General features: G+C 42.3%; 25 protein-coding genes. 12 read left to right on the forward strand and 13 right to left on the reverse strand.

Annotation, left to right across the window (positions count from 1 at the left end; genetic code table 11):
* The first annotated feature begins 17 nt into the window (after positions 1-17).
* The 7 genes from DYE48_RS08615 to DYE48_RS08645 are packed head-to-tail and all read left to right on the forward strand — an operon-like array spanning position 18 to position 7,674.
* Positions 18-1,160, forward strand: a complete 1,143-nt coding sequence (locus DYE48_RS08615) for an acyl-CoA dehydrogenase (RefSeq protein WP_089652480.1) — start codon at positions 18-20, stop codon at positions 1,158-1,160.
* A 22-nt stretch (positions 1,161-1,182) separates the two neighbouring features.
* Positions 1,183-2,823: an AMP-binding protein gene (locus DYE48_RS08620; protein ID WP_115823262.1), complete on the forward strand. Its 1,641-nt coding sequence runs from the start codon at positions 1,183-1,185 to the stop codon at positions 2,821-2,823.
* 17 nt (positions 2,824-2,840) lie between these two features.
* A complete protein-coding gene (locus DYE48_RS08625; RefSeq protein WP_115823263.1) occupies positions 2,841-4,196 on the forward strand; it encodes an acetyl-CoA carboxylase biotin carboxylase subunit in 1,356 nt (451 codons plus the stop codon).
* A gap of 12 nt (positions 4,197-4,208) precedes the next feature.
* A complete protein-coding gene (locus DYE48_RS08630) occupies positions 4,209-4,421 on the forward strand; it encodes an acetyl-CoA carboxylase biotin carboxyl carrier protein subunit (RefSeq protein ID WP_089652483.1) in 213 nt (70 codons plus the stop codon).
* Between the two features lie 13 nt (positions 4,422-4,434).
* Positions 4,435-5,343: a hydroxymethylglutaryl-CoA lyase gene (locus DYE48_RS08635; protein ID WP_115823264.1), complete on the forward strand. Its 909-nt coding sequence runs from the start codon at positions 4,435-4,437 to the stop codon at positions 5,341-5,343.
* Positions 5,344-5,346: 3 nt separating this feature from the next.
* A complete protein-coding gene (locus DYE48_RS08640; RefSeq protein ID WP_115823265.1) occupies positions 5,347-6,129 on the forward strand; it encodes an enoyl-CoA hydratase in 783 nt (260 codons plus the stop codon).
* Positions 6,130-6,144: 15 nt separating this feature from the next.
* Positions 6,145-7,674 carry an acyl-CoA carboxylase subunit beta gene (locus tag DYE48_RS08645; protein ID WP_115823361.1) on the forward strand — a complete coding sequence of 510 codons (1,530 nt, stop codon included), beginning with the start codon at positions 6,145-6,147 and terminating at the stop codon, positions 7,672-7,674.
* Positions 7,675-7,796: 122 nt separating this feature from the next.
* Here DYE48_RS08645 and DYE48_RS08650 read toward each other — a convergent pair whose 3' ends face one another.
* Positions 7,797-9,752, reverse strand: a complete 1,956-nt coding sequence (locus DYE48_RS08650) for an AMP-binding protein (RefSeq protein ID WP_115823266.1) — start codon at positions 9,750-9,752, stop codon at positions 7,797-7,799.
* 200 nt (positions 9,753-9,952) lie between these two features.
* Between DYE48_RS08650 and DYE48_RS08655 the strand changes: the two genes are divergently transcribed.
* The 3 genes from DYE48_RS08655 to DYE48_RS08665 all read left to right on the forward strand — a co-directional run bounded on the left by DYE48_RS08655 (position 9,953) and on the right by DYE48_RS08665 (position 14,066).
* Entirely contained in the window at positions 9,953-11,446 is a 1,494-nt protein-coding gene (locus DYE48_RS08655) for a flotillin family protein (RefSeq protein ID WP_115823267.1), read from the forward strand.
* Positions 11,447-11,740: 294 nt separating this feature from the next.
* Complete coding sequence (locus tag DYE48_RS08660; protein ID WP_089652488.1) at positions 11,741-12,889, forward strand: NAD-dependent epimerase/dehydratase family protein; 1,149 nt, start codon at positions 11,741-11,743, stop codon at positions 12,887-12,889.
* A gap of 13 nt (positions 12,890-12,902) precedes the next feature.
* On the forward strand, positions 12,903-14,066 hold the full coding sequence (locus DYE48_RS08665) for a glycosyltransferase family 4 protein (RefSeq protein WP_089652489.1): 1,164 nt from the start codon (positions 12,903-12,905) through the stop codon (positions 14,064-14,066).
* Positions 14,067-14,958: 892 nt separating this feature from the next.
* Here the strand turns inward: DYE48_RS08665 and DYE48_RS21385 are convergent.
* Genes DYE48_RS21385 through DYE48_RS21390 form a run of 3 tightly spaced genes read right to left on the reverse strand, consistent with a single transcriptional unit; the run spans position 14,959 to position 15,676 of the window.
* Positions 14,959-15,264 (reverse strand): hypothetical protein, encoded by a 306-nt coding sequence (locus DYE48_RS21385; protein ID WP_244199399.1) that lies wholly within the window; start codon positions 15,262-15,264, stop codon positions 14,959-14,961.
* 37 nt (positions 15,265-15,301) lie between these two features.
* Positions 15,302-15,457: a hypothetical protein gene (locus DYE48_RS21635; protein WP_482793342.1), complete on the reverse strand. Its 156-nt coding sequence runs from the start codon at positions 15,455-15,457 to the stop codon at positions 15,302-15,304.
* Positions 15,458-15,466: 9 nt separating this feature from the next.
* Positions 15,467-15,676, reverse strand: coding sequence for a helix-turn-helix domain-containing protein (locus DYE48_RS21390; protein WP_244199400.1), 210 nt, complete (start codon positions 15,674-15,676; stop codon positions 15,467-15,469).
* 139 nt (positions 15,677-15,815) lie between these two features.
* Here DYE48_RS21390 and DYE48_RS08675 point away from each other — a divergent pair, with 139 nt between their 5' ends.
* Positions 15,816-16,355, forward strand: a complete 540-nt coding sequence (locus DYE48_RS08675; protein ID WP_115823268.1) for a YiiX/YebB-like N1pC/P60 family cysteine hydrolase — start codon at positions 15,816-15,818, stop codon at positions 16,353-16,355.
* Positions 16,356-16,367: 12 nt separating this feature from the next.
* On the opposite strand, the gene DYE48_RS08680 is transcribed toward DYE48_RS08675, so the two are convergent.
* The 4 genes from DYE48_RS08680 to msrB all read right to left on the reverse strand — a co-directional run bounded on the left by DYE48_RS08680 (position 16,368) and on the right by msrB (position 20,011).
* Positions 16,368-17,303 (reverse strand): exonuclease domain-containing protein, encoded by a 936-nt coding sequence (locus DYE48_RS08680; protein ID WP_167449474.1) that lies wholly within the window; start codon positions 17,301-17,303, stop codon positions 16,368-16,370.
* Positions 17,304-17,622: 319 nt separating this feature from the next.
* Positions 17,623-18,177 carry a nitroreductase family protein gene (locus tag DYE48_RS08685; protein ID WP_115823270.1) on the reverse strand — a complete coding sequence of 185 codons (555 nt, stop codon included), beginning with the start codon at positions 18,175-18,177 and terminating at the stop codon, positions 17,623-17,625.
* 158 nt (positions 18,178-18,335) lie between these two features.
* Complete coding sequence (locus tag DYE48_RS08690; RefSeq protein WP_115823271.1) at positions 18,336-19,307, reverse strand: ABC transporter substrate-binding protein; 972 nt, start codon at positions 19,305-19,307, stop codon at positions 18,336-18,338.
* 119 nt (positions 19,308-19,426) lie between these two features.
* The gene (gene msrB / locus DYE48_RS08695) at positions 19,427-20,011 is read right to left on the reverse strand and encodes a peptide-methionine (R)-S-oxide reductase MsrB (protein WP_115823272.1); all 585 of its coding nucleotides are present in this window, start codon (positions 20,009-20,011) and stop codon (positions 19,427-19,429) included.
* A 153-nt stretch (positions 20,012-20,164) separates the two neighbouring features.
* On the opposite strand from msrB, the gene DYE48_RS08700 reads away from it, so the two are divergent.
* The gene (locus DYE48_RS08700; protein WP_115823273.1) at positions 20,165-20,653 is read left to right on the forward strand and encodes a YusW family protein; all 489 of its coding nucleotides are present in this window, start codon (positions 20,165-20,167) and stop codon (positions 20,651-20,653) included.
* A gap of 85 nt (positions 20,654-20,738) precedes the next feature.
* On the opposite strand, the gene DYE48_RS08705 is transcribed toward DYE48_RS08700, so the two are convergent.
* The 5 genes from DYE48_RS08705 to DYE48_RS08730 all read right to left on the reverse strand — a co-directional run bounded on the left by DYE48_RS08705 (position 20,739) and on the right by DYE48_RS08730 (position 24,648).
* Positions 20,739-21,611: a CvfB family protein gene (locus DYE48_RS08705; RefSeq protein WP_115823274.1), complete on the reverse strand. Its 873-nt coding sequence runs from the start codon at positions 21,609-21,611 to the stop codon at positions 20,739-20,741.
* Positions 21,612-21,727: 116 nt separating this feature from the next.
* A complete protein-coding gene (locus tag DYE48_RS08710) occupies positions 21,728-21,814 on the reverse strand; it encodes a YjcZ family sporulation protein (protein ID WP_008640034.1) in 87 nt (28 codons plus the stop codon).
* A gap of 298 nt (positions 21,815-22,112) precedes the next feature.
* Positions 22,113-23,105 carry an LLM class flavin-dependent oxidoreductase gene (locus DYE48_RS08720; protein ID WP_115823276.1) on the reverse strand — a complete coding sequence of 331 codons (993 nt, stop codon included), beginning with the start codon at positions 23,103-23,105 and terminating at the stop codon, positions 22,113-22,115.
* An 18-nt stretch (positions 23,106-23,123) separates the two neighbouring features.
* Positions 23,124-23,510, reverse strand: a complete 387-nt coding sequence (locus DYE48_RS08725) for a helix-turn-helix transcriptional regulator (protein ID WP_244157174.1) — start codon at positions 23,508-23,510, stop codon at positions 23,124-23,126.
* 142 nt (positions 23,511-23,652) lie between these two features.
* Complete coding sequence (locus DYE48_RS08730; protein WP_115823277.1) at positions 23,653-24,648, reverse strand: zinc-binding dehydrogenase; 996 nt, start codon at positions 24,646-24,648, stop codon at positions 23,653-23,655.
* Positions 24,649-24,697 lie beyond the last annotated feature (49 nt).

The raw sequence follows: 24,697 nt of genomic DNA on the forward strand, positions 1-24,697 counted from the left end.
CCCTAAGGAGGAATCATATGAACTTCGATTTAACGAAAGAGCAGGAAATGACAAGGAAGATGGTCCGTGATTTTTCAGAGGATGTGATTGCACCAAGAGCGGTGGATATCGACATCAACAGTGAATTTCCGAAGGATATCTTCGATGAAATGGGCAAACTTGGACTTCTTGGTATCCCATTCCCTGAGGAGTATGGCGGATCAGGTGGAGATACAGTCAGTTATGCTCTGGCTGTTGAAGAAATCGGTCGTGTATGTGGCTCTACGGGCCTCAGTTACGCAGCGGCTGTTTCTCTAGGAGCGAGTCCTATCTATTATTTCGGGACAGAAGAGCAAAAACAAGAATTCTTAACCCCTCTGGCTAAAGGAGAAGGGTTGGCTTCTTTTGGATTGACAGAACCGAATGCCGGTTCAGATGCAGGAGGAACGAAGACGCGTGCCGAATTGAAAGGTGACCACTATGTTATCAATGGAGAAAAGTGCTGGATTACAAATGCTGAATATGCGAGGTCCATCACGGTCACGGCAGTTTCAGGAAAACGTGAAGACGGGAAAAACATTATCTCCGCTTTCATCGTTCCAAAAGATACACCAGGCATGACGATAACGAGTCCATACGACAAAATGGGCGTCCGTGGATCGAACACATCTGAAATTATTTTAGAGGATGTAAAAGTACCGAAAGAAAATATTCTCGGCGATCCGGAAAAAGGGTTCAAGCAATTCCTATATACGCTTGATGGCGGAAGGATTTCCATTGCTGCCCTGGCGGTAGGAATCGCACAAGCTTCATTGGATCGCGCCCTCGCCTATGCCAAAGAACGAAAACAGTTCGGTCAGCCGATTACAAAATTCCAGGCGATTCAGTTTAAGTTGGCCGACATGGCTATGGAAGTAGAGCTTGCACGTAATATGGTCCTGAAAGCAGCCTGGTTGAAAGATCAGGGAAGGAATTTTACGAAAGAATCGGCGTATGCGAAACTCTTTGCTTCAGAGACGGCTTTCCGCTCTGCCAATCAGGCCATCCAAATTCATGGTGGATACGGATACATGAGAGAATACGAAGTCGAGCGTTTTCTACGTGATGCGAAACTTCTCGAAATTGGTGAAGGTACATCAGAAATCCAGCGCTTGGTCATTGCCCGTCAGTTAGGCTGTTAAAATTTTTAAAGGAGGAGATGTTATGTCCCTATTAGAGCAGACGGTTGGTGAATTGTTAGAACAGCAGGCAGAAGCTTATCCCGACCATGAGGCGTTCGTTTATCCTGAATTAGGTCTTAGAAAAACCTATGCTGAATTCAATGATATGACCGATGAAGTAGCTAAGGGATTCATGGCTCTTGGAATTGAAAAAGGAGAGCATGTCGCCATTTGGTCTGATAATAAACCGGAATGGCTTCAATCTCAATTCGCTTCTGGGAAAATGGGTGGCGTCCTTGTCACCGTCAACACGAACTATCGTGCACAGGAACTCGAATATCTATTAAAACAATCCGATGCGTCCACATTGATTCTTGCTGAGGATTTCAAAGGAACTTCATATATTGATATTTTGAAAGAAATCTGTCCGGAGCTTGAAACCTCTGAAAAAGGAGATCTTCAAAGCGATCGCCTGCCATTTTTAAAGAATGTCGTCGTCTTGAGTGACAAGTCCTATCGCGGTTGTTATTCATGGCAGGATATCCTAGATATGGGGATGACCGTGAGTGAGGGGGAACTAAAAGAACGGAAAGAAACCCTTCATCATCGTGATGTGATCAACATGCAGTACACTTCTGGAACGACAGGTTTTCCAAAAGGGGTCATGTTGAGTCACTACAATATCGTGAACAATGGAAACCAGGTAGCGGATTGTATGCGATTAACAGAAGAGGATCGCCTTTGTATTCCCGTTCCATTTTTCCACTGTTTCGGATGTGTGCTAGGAACGATGGCTGCCGTTTCCAAGGGGACGACAATGGTGATCTTGGAACAATTTGATCCGAAAAAAGTGCTGCAGGCTGTGAAAGAGGAAAACTGTACAGCCCTCCATGGAGTGCCTACCATGTTCATTGCCGAATTGAACCATCCGGAATATGAAGATTTGAAGCCGACGACTTTACGAACAGGAATCATGGCGGGATCCACATGTCCGATGGAAGTCATGAAGAGTGTGATTGAGGATATGGGAGCGGAAGAGATCACAATTGCCTATGGACAGACGGAGTCCTCCCCTGTCATTACACAGACGAAAGCCGATGATCCGATCAATTTACGAGTGAGCAGCGTCGGCCGTGCCCATCCGAATGTCGAAGTGAAAATCATCGAACCCGCAACAGGTGAAGAAGTCAAAACGGGGATTCCTGGTGAACTTTGTACACGAGGGTACCTCGTCATGGAAGGGTATTACAAAAATGAGGAAGCGACGATGACTGCGATTGATCCGGATGGCTGGCTTCATACAGGGGATATTGCAGTCATGGATGAAAACGGATACATCGAAATTACCGGTCGAATTAAGGATATGATTATCCGCGGAGGCGAAAACGTCTATCCGAGAGAAATTGAAGAATTTTTGTATCAGCATCCAGATGTTCTCGACGTGCAAGTGGTCGGAGTTCCGGATGAGAAGTACGGGGAAGAGATCATGGCATGGATCATTCCGAAAGATGGCAAGCAATTAAATGAAAGCGATATCAGGTCGTTTAGCGAAGGGAAAATATCGAAACATAAAATTCCTCGATATATAAGCTTCACGGATGAGTACCCAATGACGGCGAGCGGAAAAATTCAGAAGTTCAGACTCCGGGAACATGCGCTTGAAATGATGAACTTAAAATCCTAATAAAGAGGTGATCACTGTTGTTTCAAAAAATTCTAATTGCCAACCGGGGAGAAATTGCTTCCCGAATCATTCGGACGTGTCAAAGGCTGAACATCCAGACGGTCGCTGTCTATTCGGAAGCTGATCAACATGCTCCATACGTACAAATGGCGGATGAAAGTCATCTCATTGGTAAGCCACGCGTGAATGAATCGTACTTGAACGTCGATAAAATTTTACAAGTAGCTAAGGATTCCGGAGCAGAAGCGATTCACCCGGGATACGGTCTTTTGAGTGAAAATGCTGAGTTCGCAAAAAGAACCGAAGAAGCCGGCCTCACGTTTATCGGACCCGATGCGGATGTCATTGCGAAAATGGGAGATAAAATTGCCGCAAGGGCGGAAATGAAAGCGGCTGGCGTTCCGATTATCCCTGGAACGGAAGATGCTGTCGCGAACACAGACGATGCCAAGAAAATTGCTGGTGAATTCGGTTATCCCGTCATGCTGAAAGCGGCTGCTGGAGGCGGTGGCATCGGCATGCAGGCGGTCTATAATGATAAAGAGCTTGAAAAAGCGTTTGAAGGAAACTCCAAACGGGCGCAGGCCTTTTTCGGTGACGGGAAAATGTTCATCGAAAAATTGATCGAGCATCCGCGTCATATCGAAATCCAAGTGCTTGCTGATCGTCACGGAAACGCCGTTCATTTGTTTGAAAGAGAGTGCTCCATTCAACGCAGGCACCAAAAAGTCGTCGAAGAAGCTCCATCACCGGTCCTTTCTGAGGCAACACGAGAGAAAATGGGAGAAAGCGCACTGAAGGCCGTGGCTTCTCTCGGGTATTCCAATGCCGGTACAATTGAATTTCTCGTGGATGATGAAGAGAACTTTTACTTTCTTGAGATGAATACACGTTTACAAGTTGAGCATCCCGTCACAGAACAAATCACAGGGATCGATCTTGTTGAACAACAGCTGCGGGTAGCGGATGGAGAACATTTATCCATCCAACAAAAAGATTTGATCATCGACGGACACGCGATTGAAGTGAGAATCTATGCGGAAGATCCGAATACCTTCTATCCTTCTCCAGGAAAATTGACGAAAATGGTGCTGCCTGAAGGTCCAGGAGTCCGGCATGAATTAGCGGTCGAAGGAGATTCACAAGTGACTCCATTCTATGATCCTATGATTGCGAAACTCGTCGTTCATGGAGAGAACAGAAAAGATGCCATTGAACGTCTTACAAAAGCCCTTCACGAATACGAGATTGAAGGCATCAAATGCAACTTGACGATGCTGAAGCGCGTCGTCACCCATGAGAAGTTCAAGGAAGGCGAAACGAAAACCACATTTGTAGAAAACTATTACCTACCAACATTGACGAATCATTAAGGAGGAACAATCATGACAGAAATCAAAGCATCCATGGCAGGAAGTGTATGGAAAATTGTTGCAAGCGAAGGAGCTCAAGTAAATGATGGGGAGGACATCGCCATCCTGGAATCTATGAAAATGGAGATTCCGATCCCCGCAGAAACATCCGGGACGGTCAAAGAGTTGAAAGTGAGTGAAGGGGATTTCGTCAACGAAGGGGACGTTATCGCAATCATCGAATAAACAGGAGGTTCTTATGTTGGAATGGCCTGAAAAAGTCACAATCAAAGAAGTGGGTCCGCGTGATGGCCTGCAGAATGAATCTGTAGAAGTACCGCTTCAAGATAAGGTTGCCTGGATCAACCTTTTGTCTGACGCGGGGTATTCATACATCGAGTTCAGTTCATTCGTCCATCCGAAGTGGATTCCACAATTGAAAGATGCAAAAGAAGTGGCAGCAATGATCTCACGAAAAAAAGGGATCACATATGCCGCCCTTGTTCCCAACCGGAAGGGGCTTGAAGGAGCGATTGATACGGACGTGGATGAAGTTTCTGTCTTCATGTCTGCTTCCGATACGCACAACAAAAAAAACATCAACAAGTCCATCGAAGAAACCTATCCGATTCTCAAAGAAGTCGTCCAAGAAGCAAAATTAGAAGGAAAGAGTGTAAGAGGTTATGTATCTACGGTTTTTGGCTGCCCATATGAAGGAGCCATTGATACAGACCAGGTCGCGAGGGTCAGTGAACGTCTTTTGGATATGGGCATTGATGAACTATCTTTGGGAGACACGATCGGTGTCGCAAATCCAAGACAAGTCGATCAAGCCCTTCACGAATGGAAGCAATGGCTGCCTTTCGATAAGCTTGCCATGCATTTTCATAATACGAGAGGGATGGCCTTATCCAACGTCCTAGTTTCCATGCAGCATAACATCACCACTTTTGATGCATCCCTTGGAGGGCTCGGAGGCTGTCCATATGCCAAGGGAGCTTCCGGAAATTTAGCAACAGACGACCTTGTGCACATGCTCCATCAAATGGGCATTGAAACAGGGATCGATGAAGAAAAACTGAAGGAAGCGGCTGTTTATATCCAGCGTGTGCTGAATAAGTCATTGCCGAGTCATCAAATGCAAGTGGTAAACAAAGAAAGGGTGTAACGGATGGAGGAACTTGTCACGTTAGAAGAGCTTTCCCCTCACGTGTATGTACTGAAATTGAACCGGCCTGATGCAGCGAACGCATTGTCTTCTGAGTTGCTGAATCAATTGCAGGAAAAAGCACACGAAATCAACCGTCGTCAGGAGATCAGGGTCGTTCTTGTGACTGGGGAAGGAAACAAAGCGTTTTGTGCAGGTGCTGACCTGAAAGAACGAAGGGGAATGAGTGACGAAGAAGTCGTCCAAACCGTAACAAAAATCGGAGATACGGTTCGAATGATCGAAGACATTCATGTACCGACGATTGCTGTTATCAATGGGGTCGCGTTTGGCGGAGGATTAGAACTCGCACTTGCCTGCGACTTACGTATGATGAGCACATCGACGAAAGTGGGTCTGACGGAAACATCGCTTGCCATCATACCAGGGGCTGGTGGAACACAACGTCTATCAAGGCTGATCGGAATCGGTCAGGCCAAAGCGATAATCTATTCAGCGAAGCCGGTGGAAGCGAAGCGCGCTTATTCCCTCGGTCTTGTCGAATATATTCACGAACCGCAGTTCCTTATGGAAGAAGCGAAGGATCTGGCGGCATGCATCGCACGGAATGGACCGGTCGCCATGAAGCAGGCGAAAAAAGCGATCAATCAAGGATATGATACCGATTTGTCTTCAGGCCTTGAGATTGAGCGTGCCTGTTATGAAAAGACGATTCCAACCGATGATCGGGTGGAAGGACTTCAAGCGTTCAAGGAAAAAAGGAAACCGGAATACAAAGGAGAATAAAAGGTGGAAAAAACGATGCCTACAAATGAGACGTTAGAAGAACGAGCGAAGAAAATTGCTTCAGGTGGTGCTGAAAAATACCATACTAAGAACGCGGAAAAAGGGAAAATGTTCGTCCGTGAACGTCTTCAGCTTTTGTTTGATGACAACATCGATATCGAGGATGCTTTTTTTGCCAATTGCCAGGATGATTCCCTACCTGCTGATGGTGTCGTCACAGGTATCGGGCGAATCAACGGGGAAAAAGTATGCGTAATGGCCAACGATTCAACCGTAAAAGCAGGCTCCTGGGGCGCCCGGACGGTTGAGAAGATCATACGGATCCAGGAAACCGCATTAAAACTGAATGTACCGATGCTTTACCTTGTCGACTCTGCGGGTGCAAGGATTACCGATCAGGTTGAAATGTTTCCTAACCGCCGCGGGGCAGGACGTATTTTTCATAATCAAATTAAACTATCCGGCCGTGTGCCACAAGTCTGTTTGCTTTTCGGACCATCCGCAGCAGGCGGGGCTTACATACCTGCCTTCTGCGACATCGTCGTCATGGTCGATGGAAATGCATCCATGTATTTAGGATCTCCGCGTATGGCAGAGAAAGTCATTGGTGAAAAAGTGACACTTGAGGAAATGGGCGGCGCGAACATGCATTGTTCTGTCTCTGGATGCGGAGATGTTTTAGCGAAAGACGAAAGTGATGCGATTGCATTTGCCAGAAAATATTTGAGCTATTTCCCACAATCCTACAGGGAACTTCCGAAAAAGGCGGATTCGAGAGAACCTGCTCCATTCGAAAAAAGTGTGGAAGAATTGATTCCTAAAAACCAAAATGCGCCGTTTGATATGTATCAGTTGATTGATCGTCTTATTGATGATCATTCATTCTGTGAAATTAAGAAAAAGTTTGCGCCTGAGCTCATTACAGGACTTTCGAGAATTGAAGGACGGCCTGTCGGAATTATTGCCAACCAGCCGAGAGCAAAAGGAGGCGTCCTGTTTCCTGATTCCGCAGATAAGGCTGCAAAATTCATCCAGCTCTGTGATGCTTTTAATATTCCGCTGCTTTTCCTTGCCGATATTCCAGGGTTCATGATTGGAACAAAGGTGGAGCGCGCTGGGATCATCCGTCACGGGGCGAAGATGCTTTCTGCGATGAGTGAAGCGACCGTTCCTAAAATTTCTGTTGTAGTGCGCAAAGCCTATGGAGCAGGGCTCTATGCGATGGCAGGGCCGGCGTTTGAGCCGGATGCATGTCTTGCCTTACCTACCGCACAAATTGCTGTCATGGGGCCGGAAGCGGCTGTGAACGCTGTGTATGCCAATAAGATCGCCGCACTGCCTGAAGAAGAGCGACCAGCTTTTATTAAAGAAAAGCATGAAGAATACAAAGAGAATATTGACATCTATCGTTTGGCTTCTGAAATGGTCATCGATGATATCGTTCAGCCGAATAAGCTGCGCGAAGAGCTTTCCACTCGATATGATGCCTATGAAACGAAAGATGTTTTATTTACAGAAAGAAAACACGGCGTATATCCGGTATAACGTAAAGGTTCCTGGACGATCAAAGTCCAGGAACCTTTTTGGTTATATAGGGAATGATTTAATTCTAAGCTGTAGATCAATTGTCCATACCAGCGACACCGCACTCAAGCTTCTGACTGTTATCATATTGGAGAAACATTTTGACCAATGCTCCGGATCTGGTTGACGCTTTCTGGGTTTACGAGTGCACTCAAGTCACCAGAAGGTTTGTTCAAATATGCAGACTTAATGGCGCGTCTCATAACTTTAGCGTTCCTTGTTTTTGGAAGATCATCGACAACGAATATCTTTTTGGGTGCGAGCGCTTTGCCTAGTTTTTGATAGAGGTACATCGTTAATTCTTCAATAAGGTCTTCGGAATGACGATGATCTTGAAGGACGACAAAAGCGACTGGTTCTTCTCCCTTCACTTCATGGGGAATTCCAATAACTCCTGCTTCAATAACAGCCCTATGCTCAACGAGGACGGATTCAACTTCAGCAGGCCCCAAACGCTTACCCGCAACGTTTAAGACATCATCGGATCGTCCGGTGATCGTATAGTAACCATCTTGATCTTTGATCACCCAATCGCCATGAACCCACGTATCTTTGAAGCGGCTCCAATACGTTTGTTCATAACGCTCGTCGTCTTCAAAAAAGCTTTTTGTTATTCCGACCCATGGGGATTTGATAACCAGTTCGCCAACTTCATTGACAAGGGATTGCCCTTTTTCATTGTAGACATCGACATCCATACCCGGAAGAGCAGCGTTGAAGGTTACCGGTTGAATCGGTTTGACGAGTACGTTCCCGAGGATTCCACCTGAAATTTCTGTTCCGCCTGAATAGTTGAAAATCGGAATACGCGAATCTCCCGCATGCTTGAAAAGCCAATGCCACGGCTCCGGATTCCACGGTTCTCCTGTCGATCCAATAAGTTTCAAGGACTGAAGGTCATGTTTCTCGATCCAAGATTCCCCATGCTTCATCATGGAGCGGACAAGTGTGGGAGATATTCCTAAATGGGTCACTTGATATTTTTCCACAAGCTCCCATAAACGGTTGGGTTCTGGATAATCAGGGGTACCTTCAAACATGACGATGGATGCTCCATTCACCAATCCTCCGTACACGAGGAAAGGCCCCATCATCCATCCCATATCCGTGTACCAGAATAAAGTATCTTCTTTCGTGACATCCATGCATAGGCCAGCATCGAAGGCAGCCTTAATGGGGAATCCTGCATGCGTATGGACAGCTCCCTTCGGAGTTCCTGTCGTGCCTGAGGTGTAAATGAGCATAAAAGGGTCATTCGCTTGTTTCACTTTAGCGTTGTAATCGGTCTCTTTTTTTCTCAAATCAGTCCAGCGAACATCACGAGGTTCTTTCCAGTTTACTTTCGCTCCTGTACGTTCAACGACGAAAACATGCTCTAAAGAAGGGCATTGATCTGCAACAAGGTCTGCTTCTTCTTTCATAGGAATCATTTTTCCTCTACGGTAAAAACCATCAGCTGTAATCATCGCTTTCGACTTACTTGCATGGATTCTTGTGGTGACGGCATCTGCTTTGTAACCAGAGAAGGCAGGGGAGAAAATCGCCCCCACTTTGGAAATGGCCAGCATAGCAATGAGCGTTTCAGGGAGCATAGGCAGATACAATGTAACAATATCGCCTTCAGTGATTCCATAATTCTCTAGTCCATAAGCGACAGCATCCACTTCCTTTTGCAAGTCTTTAAAGGAGTAGGCGGCCGTTTGTCCGTTATCTCCTTCCCAGTAAAGAGCGGTGTCATTCTTTTTAGACGGATGTTCCGCCCAGCGGTCAAGGGCTATGTGCGCGACATTCAGCTCTCCTGCTTCAAACCATTGAGGATACATAGGCCCACGGGATTGATTTAATACCCTTTTGTAAGGGGTGTACCATTTAATGTCCAGCTCTTTGACTGCTTCTTCCCAAAACCATTCAATATCCTCAATGGATTTCGAGTGAAAGTTATCATAGCAGCTGTAGCCATGCTTTTTCATCCATTTGAATAATCGCGTCGATTCTTTCTGTTCTGTTGTAGGGGTCCATGCATTGGAGAATGTACTCATAAATGCGCCTCCTTTTTCAGAATGTTCTAATTACTATTATAACGGAATCTCCTTCTTGAATGGATTCAAGGATTTCTTTTCCTTAATAAAAAATTAGTCGAACATTGAAAATTTCCTGAAACTTTAATAGAGTTGTAATCGTTATGTAATATAACCCCTTTTGTTACATAAATAGGGAGAAAGAAAAGAGGAGTGATCATTTGTTTGAAGGTGCGTTACTTTTAGTCATTTTAGGTGTGATTGGAGCTGTTGTTCTCGTTGGAGGAATCATAACCTTTATCGTCTTCCGTATGCGTTATAAGACAGCAAGTTCGAATGAGGCATTGATTGTTACAGGGCCGAAGCTTGGGGATCCGGAACAAGAAAAGAATGTATTTGAGGATGATAATGGACGTTCGGTCAAAATTATTCGTGGTGGAGGGTACCGCCTGCGAATGTTTCAGACGGCGACACCGATTGATTTGACATCCTTTCAGCTGCAAGTCAATTCAGACAAAGCTTATACGAAGGAAGGGATACCGGTCAGAGTTGCAAGTACTGCCGTCATCAGTATTGGCAGTGAGCTTGAAATCATGGCCAATTTTGCTGAGAAGTTCCTTGGGAAAAAACAAAAAGAAAGAGAATCGGAGTTGAAAGATGTCCTCAATGGTCATTTACGTTCAATCATCGCATCGCTTCCGATTGAAAAAATTTATAATGATTTTAAGGAAGTCAACACTCAGGTGAAAAAAATCGCTGAATCCGATTTGAAAGGCATGGGGTTTGAAATCACTTCTTTCGCATTGAATGATGTTGAGGATGTGGATGTCGAAAATGGATACATCGATGCGCTCGGTCGTCCTCATATTGCTGAGGTGCAAAAGAAAGCGAACATGGCAGAATCCGATGCAACGAAAGAGACTCGCATCTACCAGGCGAAAAACGACCAGGAAGCACAAGATGAAGAAAACCGCCGTTTGACTGCCGTTGCTGCATCGACGAAGGAAAAAGACATCAAAGAAGCGGAATTCCAGACAGAAACGAACCGTGCAAAAGCGAATGCAGATCAGGCAGGGGAATTGGAAAGACAGAAACTAGCCCAGCAAATCAAAGAAGAAGAGTTGAAAGTTCAGTACATTGAAAAACAGAGAGCGGTCGAATTAGAAGAAGAAGAGAACAAACGACGTCGCTCCATCGCTGATGCTGAAGCTTATGAAGTGACAAAACGTGCACAGGCAGAAGCTGATAATGAACGAATTAAAGGGGAATCCGAAGCGGAAGTTATCCGTCAACGAGGAATTGCTGAAGCTGAATCAAAAGAACGTATGGCGAAAGCGATGGAACATTACGGCGAAGCGGCCATCATGGAAATGCTCATTAAAGTACTGCCTGAGTATGCTGAAAAAGTATCGGCACCGATCAGTCAAATTAAAGACATGAAGGTTATCGATATGGGAGGAAGCGATTCACGCGGTGGTTCTGCGAAAGTAGCAAACAGTGTGACTTCCACAATGCTTGGCATTCAGGAATCATTAAAAGAAACGACAGGCATGGATTTGAAAGCGATGCTTGAAAGTTACGTATCAAGGGGAGCTGTCCATGAATTTGGAGGAGCTTCTGGTGATGAAATGAAGGAAGCGGCTGCTACAAAAGAAGATCAGGAGGATAAGGAAGAAGGACCTTCCATTCCCAAAGATCCGGAAGGGGAAAAATAATTGCTGAGCCTGCAGAACTTGTTGTTCTGCAGGCTTTTATTGTAAAGTAGGTTTGAAGCGTTCTTCATTTGGGGTAAATAGGTTTCAGGTCTCACGTGCATATCTCTACATAGAATCGACGGTTTAACAAAGAATTAATTGTTTCAAAATTAAATTAATGGTAAAGTCAAAAACGTAGAGACCTTGACTTTTTTCCGTCTTCAAGCGAAGGACGATTGGTAAGACGATAGAACAGTCATTAGAGTCATTCTATAATGGAATACGAGTATGCAAGACGTAACTAGGAGGTAGATTATGAGGATTATTGTAGCAGGGGGAGACGGTTTTTGCGGTTGGCCAACAGCATTATACCTATCCAAACAAGGACATGATGTAACCATCGTAGATAATTTGGTACGCAGAAAGTATGATGATGAACTACGTTCGAATTCAGTTACACCGATTGCATCACTAGAGGACCGGGTAGCTAAATGGAAAGAAGTTTCAGGAAAAGAAATAAAAACTTTCGTTGGTGACTTGAACCATTATGATTTCCTTAGCGAAGTTTTCCGCCAAACGGAACCTGAAGCATTCGTTCACTTCGCTGAACAACGTTCAGCTCCATATTCAATGATCGACCGCGAGCATGCGGTTTATACACAAACGAACAATGTCATGGGGAACTTGAACGTTCTTTATGCAATCAAAGAATTCGCTCCCGAATGTCACCTGATCAAACTGGGTACAATGGGCGAATATGGAACTCCTAACATTGATATCGAAGAAGGATATATTGAAATTGAACATAAGGGACGGAAGGATACCCTTCCATATCCAAAACAACCTGGTTCCTTCTATCACCTATCCAAAGTTCATGACAGCCATAATATTATGTTTGCATGTAAAATTTGGGGCATCCGTGCCACAGATTTGAATCAGGGAATCGTATACGGTTTACATACAGCCGAAACTCGTCTTGATCCGATGCTTGTAAACCGTGTAGACTACGATGGCGTATTCGGGACGGCTCTGAACCGTTTCGTCAACCAGGCAGCAATCGGCCATGACATCACGGTTTATGGTTCAGGGGGGCAGACACGTGCGTTCCTGAATATTGAAGACACAGTAAGATGTGTAGAGATCGCGGCTGAGAACCCAGCTGACAAAGGTGAATTCCGCGTGTTCAACCAATTTACTGAGTGGTTCTCTGTTCAGGATCTTGCTGAACGCGTTCAAAAAATCGCCAAAGAAGAAGGCCTTGATACACAAGTGAAAAAGATCGAGAATCCTCGGATCGAGAATGAAGACCATTATTACAACGCTGTGAATACAAAACTGCGTGACCTTGGCCTAGAACCTCACTTGTTGACAGACGATGTCATTCGTGACATTTTGCGCACTGCCGTCGAAAATAAAAACCGTATCATTGAAGAGAACGTATTGCCGTCAATCACTTGGAAGTAAGGAGTTTTCCGCTTTGAAAATCGCCATCATTACAGAAACATTCCTACCATCAACAGATGGAGTCGTCACACGATTAAAAGAGTCCATCAAATACTTGCGAAACCAAGATCATGAGGTCGTCGTCATTGCTCCAGACTTTGGTGTGACGGAATATGAAGGGGCGATCGTCGAAGGGGTCAAAACGACAAGAATGCCTTTCTACAGGTATCGAGAATTCAGTTTACCACAGCGACGAGTGAAGGACTTGCTGCAAAAACATGATCCTGACCTCGTTCATGTGGTCAATCCAGCTCTTGTAGGGGTTTCCGGCGTCTATTATGCTGATAAACTGAACTATCCGTTAATTGCTTCCTATCATACTCACGTTCCTAAATACTTGGATTATTACCGATTATATCCGTTTAAGCCTCTTGTCTGGTGGTATTTCAGAAAGTTACACAACTATGCAGATGTGAACTTGTGTACTTCAAGAGCCATTAAGGCGGAGCTGGATGAAAAGAACTTCCATAATGTGAGTGTATGGGACCGTGGAGTCGCTGTCGATCATTACCATCCTCGACATAAAAGTGAAGAAATGAGGGAGCGATTGTCCGCAGGCAGGAAAGAAAACAAATTGCTTGTTTTTGTCGGTAGACTGGCTCCTGAAAAAGAAATTCATAAAATCAAACCATTATTGGAAAAGAGGGACGACATCTCTCTTGCCATCGTTGGAGATGGTCCGGTGAAAGATGAATTAGAGGAAACTTTCAAGGATACCAATACGGTGTTTACTGGGCTTATGCACGGAGAAGAGCTTGCTCAAGCTTTCGCTTCTTCTGATGCTCTGATTTTTCCATCGGTTACAGAAACGCTGGGCCTCGTCATATTGGAATCTATGGCTTCTGGTCTGCCTGTCATTGCGGCAAAGAGCGGTCCGACTATGGAGCAAGTGGAAGATGGCAAAACTGGTCTATTGTTTGAAAATGAGAACACCGACAGTATGATTCAAGCGATACAAAGGTTGGAAGATGAGGAGTTATATCAGAGACTTTGCAAAAATGCACGGCAAGAAGCTGAAAAGTATAGCTGGCAAAAACCTTCGGAGCAGATCCTTGAGTATTATTACAAGACGTTAAAGGTGTATGAAGAGCAGGCAGCAACAACGTCAAAAAAATCAAAGGTTAAAGTCACAGAGTAAGCGCTCTGTGACTTTTCTTTTGCTTTGTTCAAATTAAAAACTTAGTAGTAACTCCAAACATATAAAACCACATTCAATAACAGAACATATGTTCCAATCCCCGTGAAATTAGCACCTTTTAAATATTATCTATTTATACTTAGTAGCAACTCCGAAAATATTCAGAAAAAAACAATCAATAATCTGATCCCCATGTATCAATGTAAATGGCTAACAAAAGATGGATAGCAATTAACGCGACATTTTCGGAGCAGGAAAGGAGGGAGGTACACGGATTTGCAATGATTCTATTGAAGAGAAGACCAGCATGCGAAACACGCCCTTATTTAAGTTGAATCATGGGTGTTAGGTGAATGACCTTAATCCAAGTGCTAATCAAATAATAGGTTCGAGAGTATGAATGTCAAAATGTGTGTCACAAATACAAAGATTAATGTAATTACAATCAATTTGTGTATCGGGTGATGTATATCCGATAAGCGAAAGTAAGTTTAATGATATCAAGCTGAAACGTACAGTGATATATTTAATAATGATATAGCTGTTTGCTGGAGATATTAGAGCAAACTTTATGAGATTGCTATGAAATGTTAAGGGTGTTAAAAATCATATTAAGTTAATCGGAGCTGGAAAATACTAAGTCAGATTTTTTGTAGTGATCCCAATGCCAAAAATATCGAAAGACAAATGATCTTTAAACATAAATAAGACCGATTAATTGCGATGTTGAATTTCAGCTTATTTATTTCTATTTTGTCTCAATATCATGAGTATACTTTTGTAATGAGACAAAATGAACATTTATAAAATGAGTAAGTATAATAAATATTATGTAAAGTAGAATTAAAAAAGAAAGAAGAGTTATTCTCCTCTTTCTTTTTTAATGTTAAGTTCATTTTTTAATAAAGTTGATAAGGAACTTTTCCTTTCTGGCTTTAATGGCTGCTTTGGATACCACATGTTTACCGTCCTCGAGCTCATCATAATTTTGTTTTTCTTTTAGATATTCATTATATTTTCTGTCTAATCTTAAGTCGCTGTTTGCATAAATCCAATCTCCAAAACCTTTTATTGATTTTCTTCCACTAATGATCAACCTTGTGTACGTTTGATATACTTTAAGATAACTTCTAAAACCTCTTGTTTCCATCAGTTTGTTTAATTCTTCAAAGTATTGATGTGAACCGCCTACAAACACAATTTGCTTCTTCTGATAGTTGATACTTCCGTCTCCATCAAAGTAACCTCTTACATTTTGTTATCGGATGGCTGGAATCCATTTCGCGCTTAATATCCAGCAGTATTTCTTTTTCCTTTTGTGCTATGCTAATTAACTGCGCATGATCTGAAATCATTCCATCTGCTGCAATAAACCCTAAAATATACGCCATGTTGTTGGATCACGTTTTGAAATAGTCTTCGTTGACCTTAAACTTCCTCTTCCAGCTGCCTCTAGGTCTTAATGGAACTGCTAGTTCTTTTAGTACGATACGAATATAACCAGGTGAAACATTTGCCTTTTTAGCAATAACAGTTGTACTCTCACCGCCCTTATACATTTGAGCAATTTCTACTTTGGACATTGTTCTTTTTCTCAATGGTCTATTCAATTATGGTCCCCTCCCAAATGTTCGTTCATTTCAATTATACCGAACATATGTTCTTAAGGATAATTTTTAGCACTTTCACTTTGTTATTTCGCATTTGATCAGCTAGGATGAAGATATAAGAAACCAAAGGAAGGTGTTTATGAAAAAGCTGATCCTTTTCGTGAGTACTGTATTAATGGCAATGATCATAAAGCCTAAGAAAATTGTTGCACCAGTGATTCAAGAACATGAACATCTTTATCCAGGTACAAACCTATCCATTACACCTGGGGATTTGCTGTTTTCTCCAATCGGTAAAAAAGAATCGCGTTATATAGGTCATGTAGGGATTGTAACGAAAGATAATAAAGTTATTCATTCCATTCCTTCAGGAGTCGTGCAAGATCAAATGGAGGCTTATTTTAACAAATTCAGCAATATACGCATCTATTCAGCCCAGGATAGGAAATCAGGGGGCGCTGCTGCTGATTATGCGGTAAAACTGCAAAGAGAACACCCTGATGCCAACTATAAGATATGGACGCCTTTAAGCACGATTAACGAGGAACAGTATTGCACAAAAATCGTGTGGCAATCTTATTATTTTGGTGCAGGTGTCAATTTAGGCAAAATTTATCCTCATGCTAAATCAGTGCACCCAGAGCGGCTGAAAGATCGCAGATATCTATCTAAGAAATAAAACACGCTCATCCTATTTATTGGATGAGCGTGTTAAATATTGGTGAAAGTCAGATTCTGAAATAATTTCAATTGGATATCCCTGGCTCAACAGCGTCTCTGCTCTTTCGAGTTTACTTGTTTTTTTGCCATTTTTGTACAATTCGAACGTTTGTTCGCCGACGACTACAAAGCTCGTATTGGATTCAATCGTTGTGTGAAGTTTTCCACCTAAATCAACAACTTTTTGACTGGCTTCATCTCTTTTCATTTCTTTTAACTTTCCAGTAAACACAACAGCTGCGTTATAAAAAGGGTGTGATGGATCGAACTGATTGGTTGCTGCCACGTAGGAAGATGGATGTGCTTTTTTCGCACGTTTCTTTTTATTTATTCTCGCCGGCTCATAGCCTCCATCAAACATCATCCCGTTTGTTGTACCTGTTTTGTCTACAAGGTCTTTAGCATCAGTCGCTCCAAGCTCTTCTTTCGCTGACATAAGAATATGAGCAGAAGCTTTCGCATCTTCTAATGCATGGTGGTGACTGAACGTAAAACCAAGATAACTGGATACGATATTTAACTTGTATTTCGGCAGTTGCCACGTTTTCTTAGATATGTTGACGGTGCAGTTATACGCAAGCATCGGATAGCTGAGGTTGTATTGATCCAATACAGCACGCAAAACCCCCATATCAAACTGAGCATTATGAGCAACGACAAACTTTCCTTCAAGCCATGACCTGATCTCGCGCTCCCATAACACATCAAACTCCTCGGCATCTTCAACATCGCCTTTAGTTATTCCATGTACACGGATATTAATGGGTGCAAAATAATTTTTCTTTGGTTTCACTAACCTGTAATATTCTCTTTTTTTAAAGCCCTGTTCATATTCCACCATACCAATGGAACAAACAGATCCTCTTGAAGAATTGGCTGTCTCAAAATCAAGAGCTACAAAGTTCATGTCGATCTCCTTTATATATAGTGTTATCTTAATAATAAATGGGCGAGCATAGCTGCGTCTATTGTAAAGGCTTGCCATATAAAATTAGTCCAAAGACGGAATATTCCTTGTGCGAAAGGCAAAAGATATAACCCAAGGAGGCGTTTGAGGATGGCTTTTGATTATGCAGAGCTGCCGAAAGAAAAGCTGCAAAGGGTAAAAGAGCTTGAAAATCAACTGAATGTTGTTTTGATCGCCTACGATTCCAAGTATAAAGACTAAATAAAAGACGCCGAAATCGGCGTCTTTTTGAATGGCATCGTTCACCTTCAGTGAATCGTTACTTTTTATAAATCGTTAACTTTTCTTCAATTGGTGTACGAGTTTTCTGTTTTGGCTGTTGCTCAAAGAAGCCCATATGGATGAAACCTACAATTTTTTCCCCAGGTTGAACACCTAAAAGTTCACGAACTTTCGGCTCGTGAATTTGTGGATTTGTTTGCCAACATACACCCAATTCACGTTCCCAGGCTAATAATTGGAAGTTTTGAAGCATGCTGCTGATCGCTCCAAAGTTTTCCTCCCACTGCTTTTGACGAGGGTCTTCATTCATAATCGCTATAAGGAAAGCAGCCGGCTGGCTGAAATAGTTTCTGCGGTTTTCTTGCATGTCACGAGGAAATGTTTGTACAAGAGATTCCACAAATTCTTCTTTTTCGTGAGAAGGAATGAAAATGAATCTCCAAGGTTCACGTAAGCCGTGTGTTGGTGCCCATCTTGCATCATCTAACAGTTCAGTAACAAGTTCTGTTGGTACTTCTTTATCTAAGTATCCACTCTTCACGGAGCGACGTTCACGAATGATTCTAGCTAATTCTGTTTTTGTTTGTTCCATACCTCTCACCTACGTATCTAAAGTTTTATTTACGGTAATGATAATCGTTCTCAGTGGTTTTGTCAAGGTTTATTCCTTTAAATAAGCAATCATGATAAGGTTGGTTCATGCATACACAAAAGAAAAGCTACCTATGTTGAGGTAGCTTTTTTCATCTATTATTCTAAATTTTCAGCGATTTCTTCAGCCAGTCGTTCCGCAGATAGAGGACCGGCAAAGGTACCCATATCTCCTGGAAGCTTGTACGTACGGTTTTCTTCTACAAAGTTTAAATTTGTCCATGCTGGATTGTCGGCCAAGTTATCAAAAATGGGATCGTCGTCCTGAACAAGATAAAAGAAATGAGAATCCTGGTAATTTTGAAGGGACTCTACATCAGAATTTACAAACCCATAAATTTCAGGTTGTTCCGTTTCTACCGCGTTATTGATCCCCATTTGATTCAAAACACCAGCTACTACAGAATTGTCTGTAAACAACCTCATCGTAGGTGTGTTTTGAGAGGTGAAAGCTTGCGTTACAACGGCCTCCACTTTACTGTCCTCTCCAATCTCTTTAACCAATGCAGAAATTCTTTGTTCCATTTGGGTTAGATATTTTTCAGCTTCTTCTTCTTTTTTGAAAATTTCACCCATTTTTTTGAATTCATCTTTTAAGTGCTGATACTGATCACTTGCTCCCTCTTCGGAATAAGGTGCAAACATAATAGTAGGAGCGATCTCGTTCAATTGATGTTCAAATCCTTCGTGCCTGTACTTCGCACCAATGATTAAGTCAGGGTCGAGGCGTGAAATGGCTTCAAAATTCGGTTCTGAACGCGTACCGACATCCTGCACCTCATCTGCAAGTGGCTCACCTACATTGACCCACTTGTTGTACCCCTCTTTATCTGCTACTCCAACGGGCTGAATATGTAAGGGAAGCATATGTTCAACATAGGACCACTCTAAAACGACAACTTTTTCCGGTGTACCTTCAATCTCCACTTCCCCTGTACTGCTTTCAACCGTTCTCGTTTCTTCTGAGGTTGAGGATTCAGAAGAAGCAGTTTCCTCACTAGATCCCTCTTCTCCACATGCGGCTAAGAAAAGAACCAGCAATAATAATGATAGCATCTGCCATGTTTTCATAAAAAAACTCCCTTTCACCTAAATAATTGATAAAGATTATCATTATCAATATTATTGTAAAGGAAGGATCGTACTTCGTCAATGAGAATCATTTTCAATAAAAAAAGAAGAAAGGCGCATTACCCTTCTTCTTCAAACAAATACAAGAACTCTCCATATCCACGCTTTTTCATCTCCTGCTTAGGAATAAACTCCATGGCTGCACTATTCATGCAGTATCTCAACCCTGTTGGTTCTGGGCCATCTTCAAATACGTGACCAAGGTGATTATCTCCTTGTTTACTTCTTACTTCTGTCCTCATTCCGAAAATCCCTGGATCATCCTTTGTGGTGATGTATTCCTCCGCGATCGGTTTTGTGAAACTTGGCCAACCTGTCCCTGATTTGTATTTTTCTGTAGAACTGAAGAGTGGCTCTCCTGAGAGAATATCTACATAAATGCCCTCTTTCTTATTATCCCAGTTTTCATTATCGAAAGCTTTTTCTGTCCCGTCTTCCTGTGTTACTTCATATTGGATATCTGTTAGTTTAGTTTTCAAGTCCTGCTGAGAATATTCTACAATTTCACCGTTATATAACTCTATTCTCTTCGCACCTTCAGAATCGATGGTTGTAGAAGCTCCAGAATTTTTATTGAAAAAGAAAAGGACGCCGACACTTAATAATAAAAGAATGGTGATCGCTCCTGCTGTCATCTTTTTCATTCCTTCTCCTCCCTAAATAAAAGAATTTCTATCTTCATCTTACCATGGGATCTTATAATCAAAAAATTCCAATGCTCATCATATGTAAACGAAGTTATGAAATCAGTCATTTTCGTCCATCCTAAGAAAAGGATATGAATGGAGGGATCATGAATGAAAACTGTAACCTCAATACTGGCCCTATGCCTCATTGTCATGAGCGGATGTACGGCTGATAAAAATGGAAAGCAAATGATGGATTATGAACAGCAGCCATTATCAACTGCCCCCACCACCGATTCACTCAATGATATGAATGATCAAACAAACGAAAAAGTGGATAATGCGATAAAAGCTCTCCCATTTCAACAATTTGATTTGGAAATTGATTATGTAGATACGCTTTCATATCAAATCAAATATGTATCCAATGAAGCTCAAACTAGAGCAATCATTAACGAAATCGGCGAAGAGAAAATCTCAGGTGAAAAAGCACTTGATCAACTGACTCCTCATTTCATGGAACTCAGTTTTGATGAAGATTCATCTGAACAAGAAGTGATTGAGGATGTTTTACAGGTTTTTGGACTTGATGAAACATATAAGGAATTCAAGTTGAGGGTTGTTTATAGCAACGGGTTAGAGGCAGAATACGAAGATTAAAATAATGTAAAATAAAACAAGCACCTTGGTTCACATGACTTAGATGCTTGTTTTTTTTATATAGTTTTGGAGTTGCTACTAAGTTTTAAGTGCGATCGTGATTGATCATGGTTTTACCATTTTCTTGAACGACTTTTCGTTCTTTCATTAATTGTCCGATGGCGCGCTTGAATGCTCCCTTACTGATTTTAAACGTTTTCCGGATGTCTTCTGGATCGCTTTTATCATGAAGGAACATCACCCCATCGTTTTCTTGTAAGTATTCGTAGATAATCTCTGCATCTTCCTTCATCCCCTCTTGTTTTAGAGGACGAAGAGATAAATTGATTGTCCCATCGTCTTTTACATCAATGATTCTAGCTGTAATCGTTTCTCCAAGTCTTGGTTCTTCTTTCCTTTCACTTGGGTGGACGAACCCTCGGTAGCCCTCTCCAGATAATACCGTTGAACCTGCTTTCGTCGCTCGATACACACGAGCGGTCACTTCTTGTCCAAGAACTTCTTTGGGGGCAGGTTCCAGATCATCCATGACTTCTTGTTCAGAAATAGGTTCTGCCAAAAGACGACCTTTTTTATCTAGTTCTAAACTGACAAATAAATGATCACCTTCTTTTGGCCAAACGGATTTAAGAAGAGGTAGATGATCGGAGGAAACAAGAATATCCTTATTGTTTAAACCGATATCAACGAATACACCCATATTCGGAACAACTTCTACGACTTCAGCCCATCCATAAGTATCTTTGGTAACTTCCGGAATTTCCATTGTCGCGGAAGCTTGTCCTTTCTTATTTTCATAAATGAACATGTCTCTGCTTTCGTCCAGTTCAATTTCTTCGGTTACATCTTCGTCCAGGAGTACAAACTCTTCATTTTGAATATCAACAATGAAGCCTTCTGTGATTTTCTTTTTAATTTTTCCTTGTTGGATTGTTCCCAATATATTGACATCTTTCATGTAATTTCATCCTTTATCGTAACGTAATGGTACTTATTATAGCTTACATCGATCCATTTTAAAACGATGATTTATTATAAATGAAAAAGCGTGGCATCTGCCACGCTTTGAAGTGATTAATACCACCAAGAAGCTCCTACAATAATTAGGAGAATAAACAAAACAACGATTAGCGCAAAGCCTCCACCATATCCTTTACTCATTCCAATTCCCCCCTTTACTTCTTTATATGAAAATGGGTAAGAATCGGTATGGGTAAAAGGCTTAGCTCCCTGATGATTAGGCGTATAAATGCTTTCAACCAAAGACTCAGTTTCTGGATTTTTTTGAGTGGATGGGGCTGCGGGGAATGACTCGCTTTCCGCGGGAGCGCGGCGCTCCCCCACAGGAAAGCGAGTTGTTTCCCAGCCACCCCTGACTCCCATTATAGCAAACGAAGCCCGAAAAACATCTCGAAACTGAGTCTTCCACAATCGGGAGCTTATTTATAATGAGGTTTAATTAATCCTGAAACAACTGAGCGATTCTGTTGTAGGATTTTTTCTTTTCTTCAAAGTCGAATATATTCGTAATAATTAAAAACTCATCCGTACCGTAGTATTCAGACAGTTCTTCCAATTGAGTTTTCACTTGATCTGGGTTTCCGATAATGCAGCGTCTTCGATTTTTACTTATTTTCTCCATCTGTTCTTTTGTATAAGGATAGTCTCTGGCCACGTCTATAGAGGGTACATGGGTATCCAGCCCTTTTTCCACTTGAAGCAACCAGAGGTCTTGGCTTTTGGCCAGCTCCTCTGCCTCTTCTTCTGTTTCTCCGCAAACGACGAATATACAAACATTCACGCTTGGTTCTTTCATATCCGATCCTTTGAATCGCTCCCTATAGGTGGCAATGGATGCCTTTCCATGATCAGGATTGATGAAATGACCAAAAGTGAACCCTGTCCCATTCAGAGCTGCATGTTTGGCACCTCGCTCCGTCAATCCAAGGACCCATAGTTCAGGCTGATGTTCGGTTTCCGGCCGAGCTTTTACACCGAAGAATCGATCATCTTTAGGAGTGGATCCTTGTAAGAACTGTTTCAACTCTTTCACTTGCCTCGAAAAAGAACTGAGGGGCTTCTCAATTCCATCAGTTAGGGCAAGCCTTGTCTTTGGCCCACCTCCTGGGGAACGGCCGAGACCAAGGTCGACTCTTCCAGGAAAAAAAGCTTCAAGCATGCGGAAATTTTCAGCTACTTTCAATGGGCTGTACTGTGGAAGTAAGACACCACCTGATCCAACTCGAATCGTTGTTGTGGATTGGGCAATCATGGATATAAGTATTTCAGGAGACGTACTGGCAAGGCCATTGGTATTGTGATGTTCAGCAACCCAATACCTGTGAAATCCTAATTCCTCTGTGTATTTTGCCAATTCCACTGATTGTTGTAACGCTTTTTGAGCAGAGTCCCCCTCGGAGATCGGGCTTTGATCAAGCACACTTAGTTTCAATGCAAGCTCACCTTTCTTTTATTTGTACACGTCATCCATAATTTGTTTTAGTATTTGCATCTGTTCTTCGAATAAAAGCTTATAACGTTTCTTTAATACATCGAATTCTTCTTTGCCATCATCCGTAAGGTAATACCAGTAAACCTTTTGTCTTTTCTTATCATGTGATTTGTAATCATCCTTACGGTATAATAAACCTTGCTCTGTCATTTCATGGAGGGTATCTAGTAATGTGGAAGGTGCGGGAATCCAATTCTTCGTAAGTTTTTTGAACTCTGCTTTGAAATGTTCACTGATCATCGGCTGATGAACTTGTAACAGGTGCATGATATAAAACTTCGTAAATTGTGCGGCACTCATGTTTAAAGCAAATCGTTTCGGATTGTTTTTATGAGACAAAATCATCCACCCCTTGTCATAAAATGGTCTTTCTATCATTCTACAACAAAAGATGGATGAATTGTCCAATTATACGCACATTCGTTCGTTTAAATATTATGTTTTTCTTTTAAATTCGGAGTTGCTACTAAGTTTAAAGTAGAACAAGTTAACGTACTTTAATGGCAATTTTTCCGAAATTTTTGGATTCTTGAATGTATTCGAAAGCTTCCTTATACTGATCCATCGTAAACATCTTATCCAGTTGAGGTTTTATTTTGTGTTCGCTTATAAAACCGAGCATTTCACGCAATTCCTCGGCACTTCCCATCGTGGAACCTAGCAAATTATACTGCCCATAGAAGAACTGGCGGATATTAAACGTCACTTCATCTTCTGTCGTCGACCCAAAAGTGACAATTGTTCCTCCTTTACGAATAACGTCCAATGACTTATTAAACGTAGCATTACCAATAGTTTCGATGAGCAGGTCCACCTGTTCGGAAGCTAGAGCCTCCTGCCAATCTTCTTCTGTAGAAATGGCAAGATCAGCTCCAAGGTTCAAGGCTTCCTTTTGTTTGCTTTCTGATCGGGAAGTTACGATGACTCTTGCCCCGATTGCTTTCGCATACTTCAGGCAAAAGGTAAGGACTCCGCTGCCAATTCCCGGCAGCATGACCGTTTGGCCCGCTTCAAGATTCCCTCTTGTAAACAAGGCGCGGTAGGCGGTCAGTGCGGCTAATGGAAGAACGCCTGCTTCTTCAAAAGACAAATGCTCAGGTTTTCGTTCAAGATGGTCCTCTGTACATGTGTAAAATTCTGCAAATGTCCCGTGATCCGGAAGGCCGACGATTTCAAATCCTTCTGGAGGAGCATCGCTGTTTTTCTGCCAACCGAGTCCAGGATTGACAATGACTTCGTCACCTGGTTGAAACTTGGTGACATTTCCTCCTACTGTTTCTACAATACCGGAAGCATCTGACCCAGGTATTAAAGCAGGATCATCTGCTTTATGCCGCTTCGTGACGACCGCTAAATCCCTGCGGTTCATCCCTGCTGTATGTACCTTTACTCTCACTTCATTGTCACTGATTTGACGCTCTGGCATCTCTTTTACCTTCAAACCCTCAAGTCCTTCTTTTTCTTCATGTACAATTGCTCTCATTCATATCTTCTCCCTTCTTTTACAATTGTCTTCAGTCTACCAATAAGTG

This window comes from Halobacillus trueperi, from assembly GCF_003386945.1.
Taxonomy (GTDB): Bacteria; Bacillota; Bacilli; order Bacillales; family Halobacillaceae; genus Halobacillus; species Halobacillus aidingensis.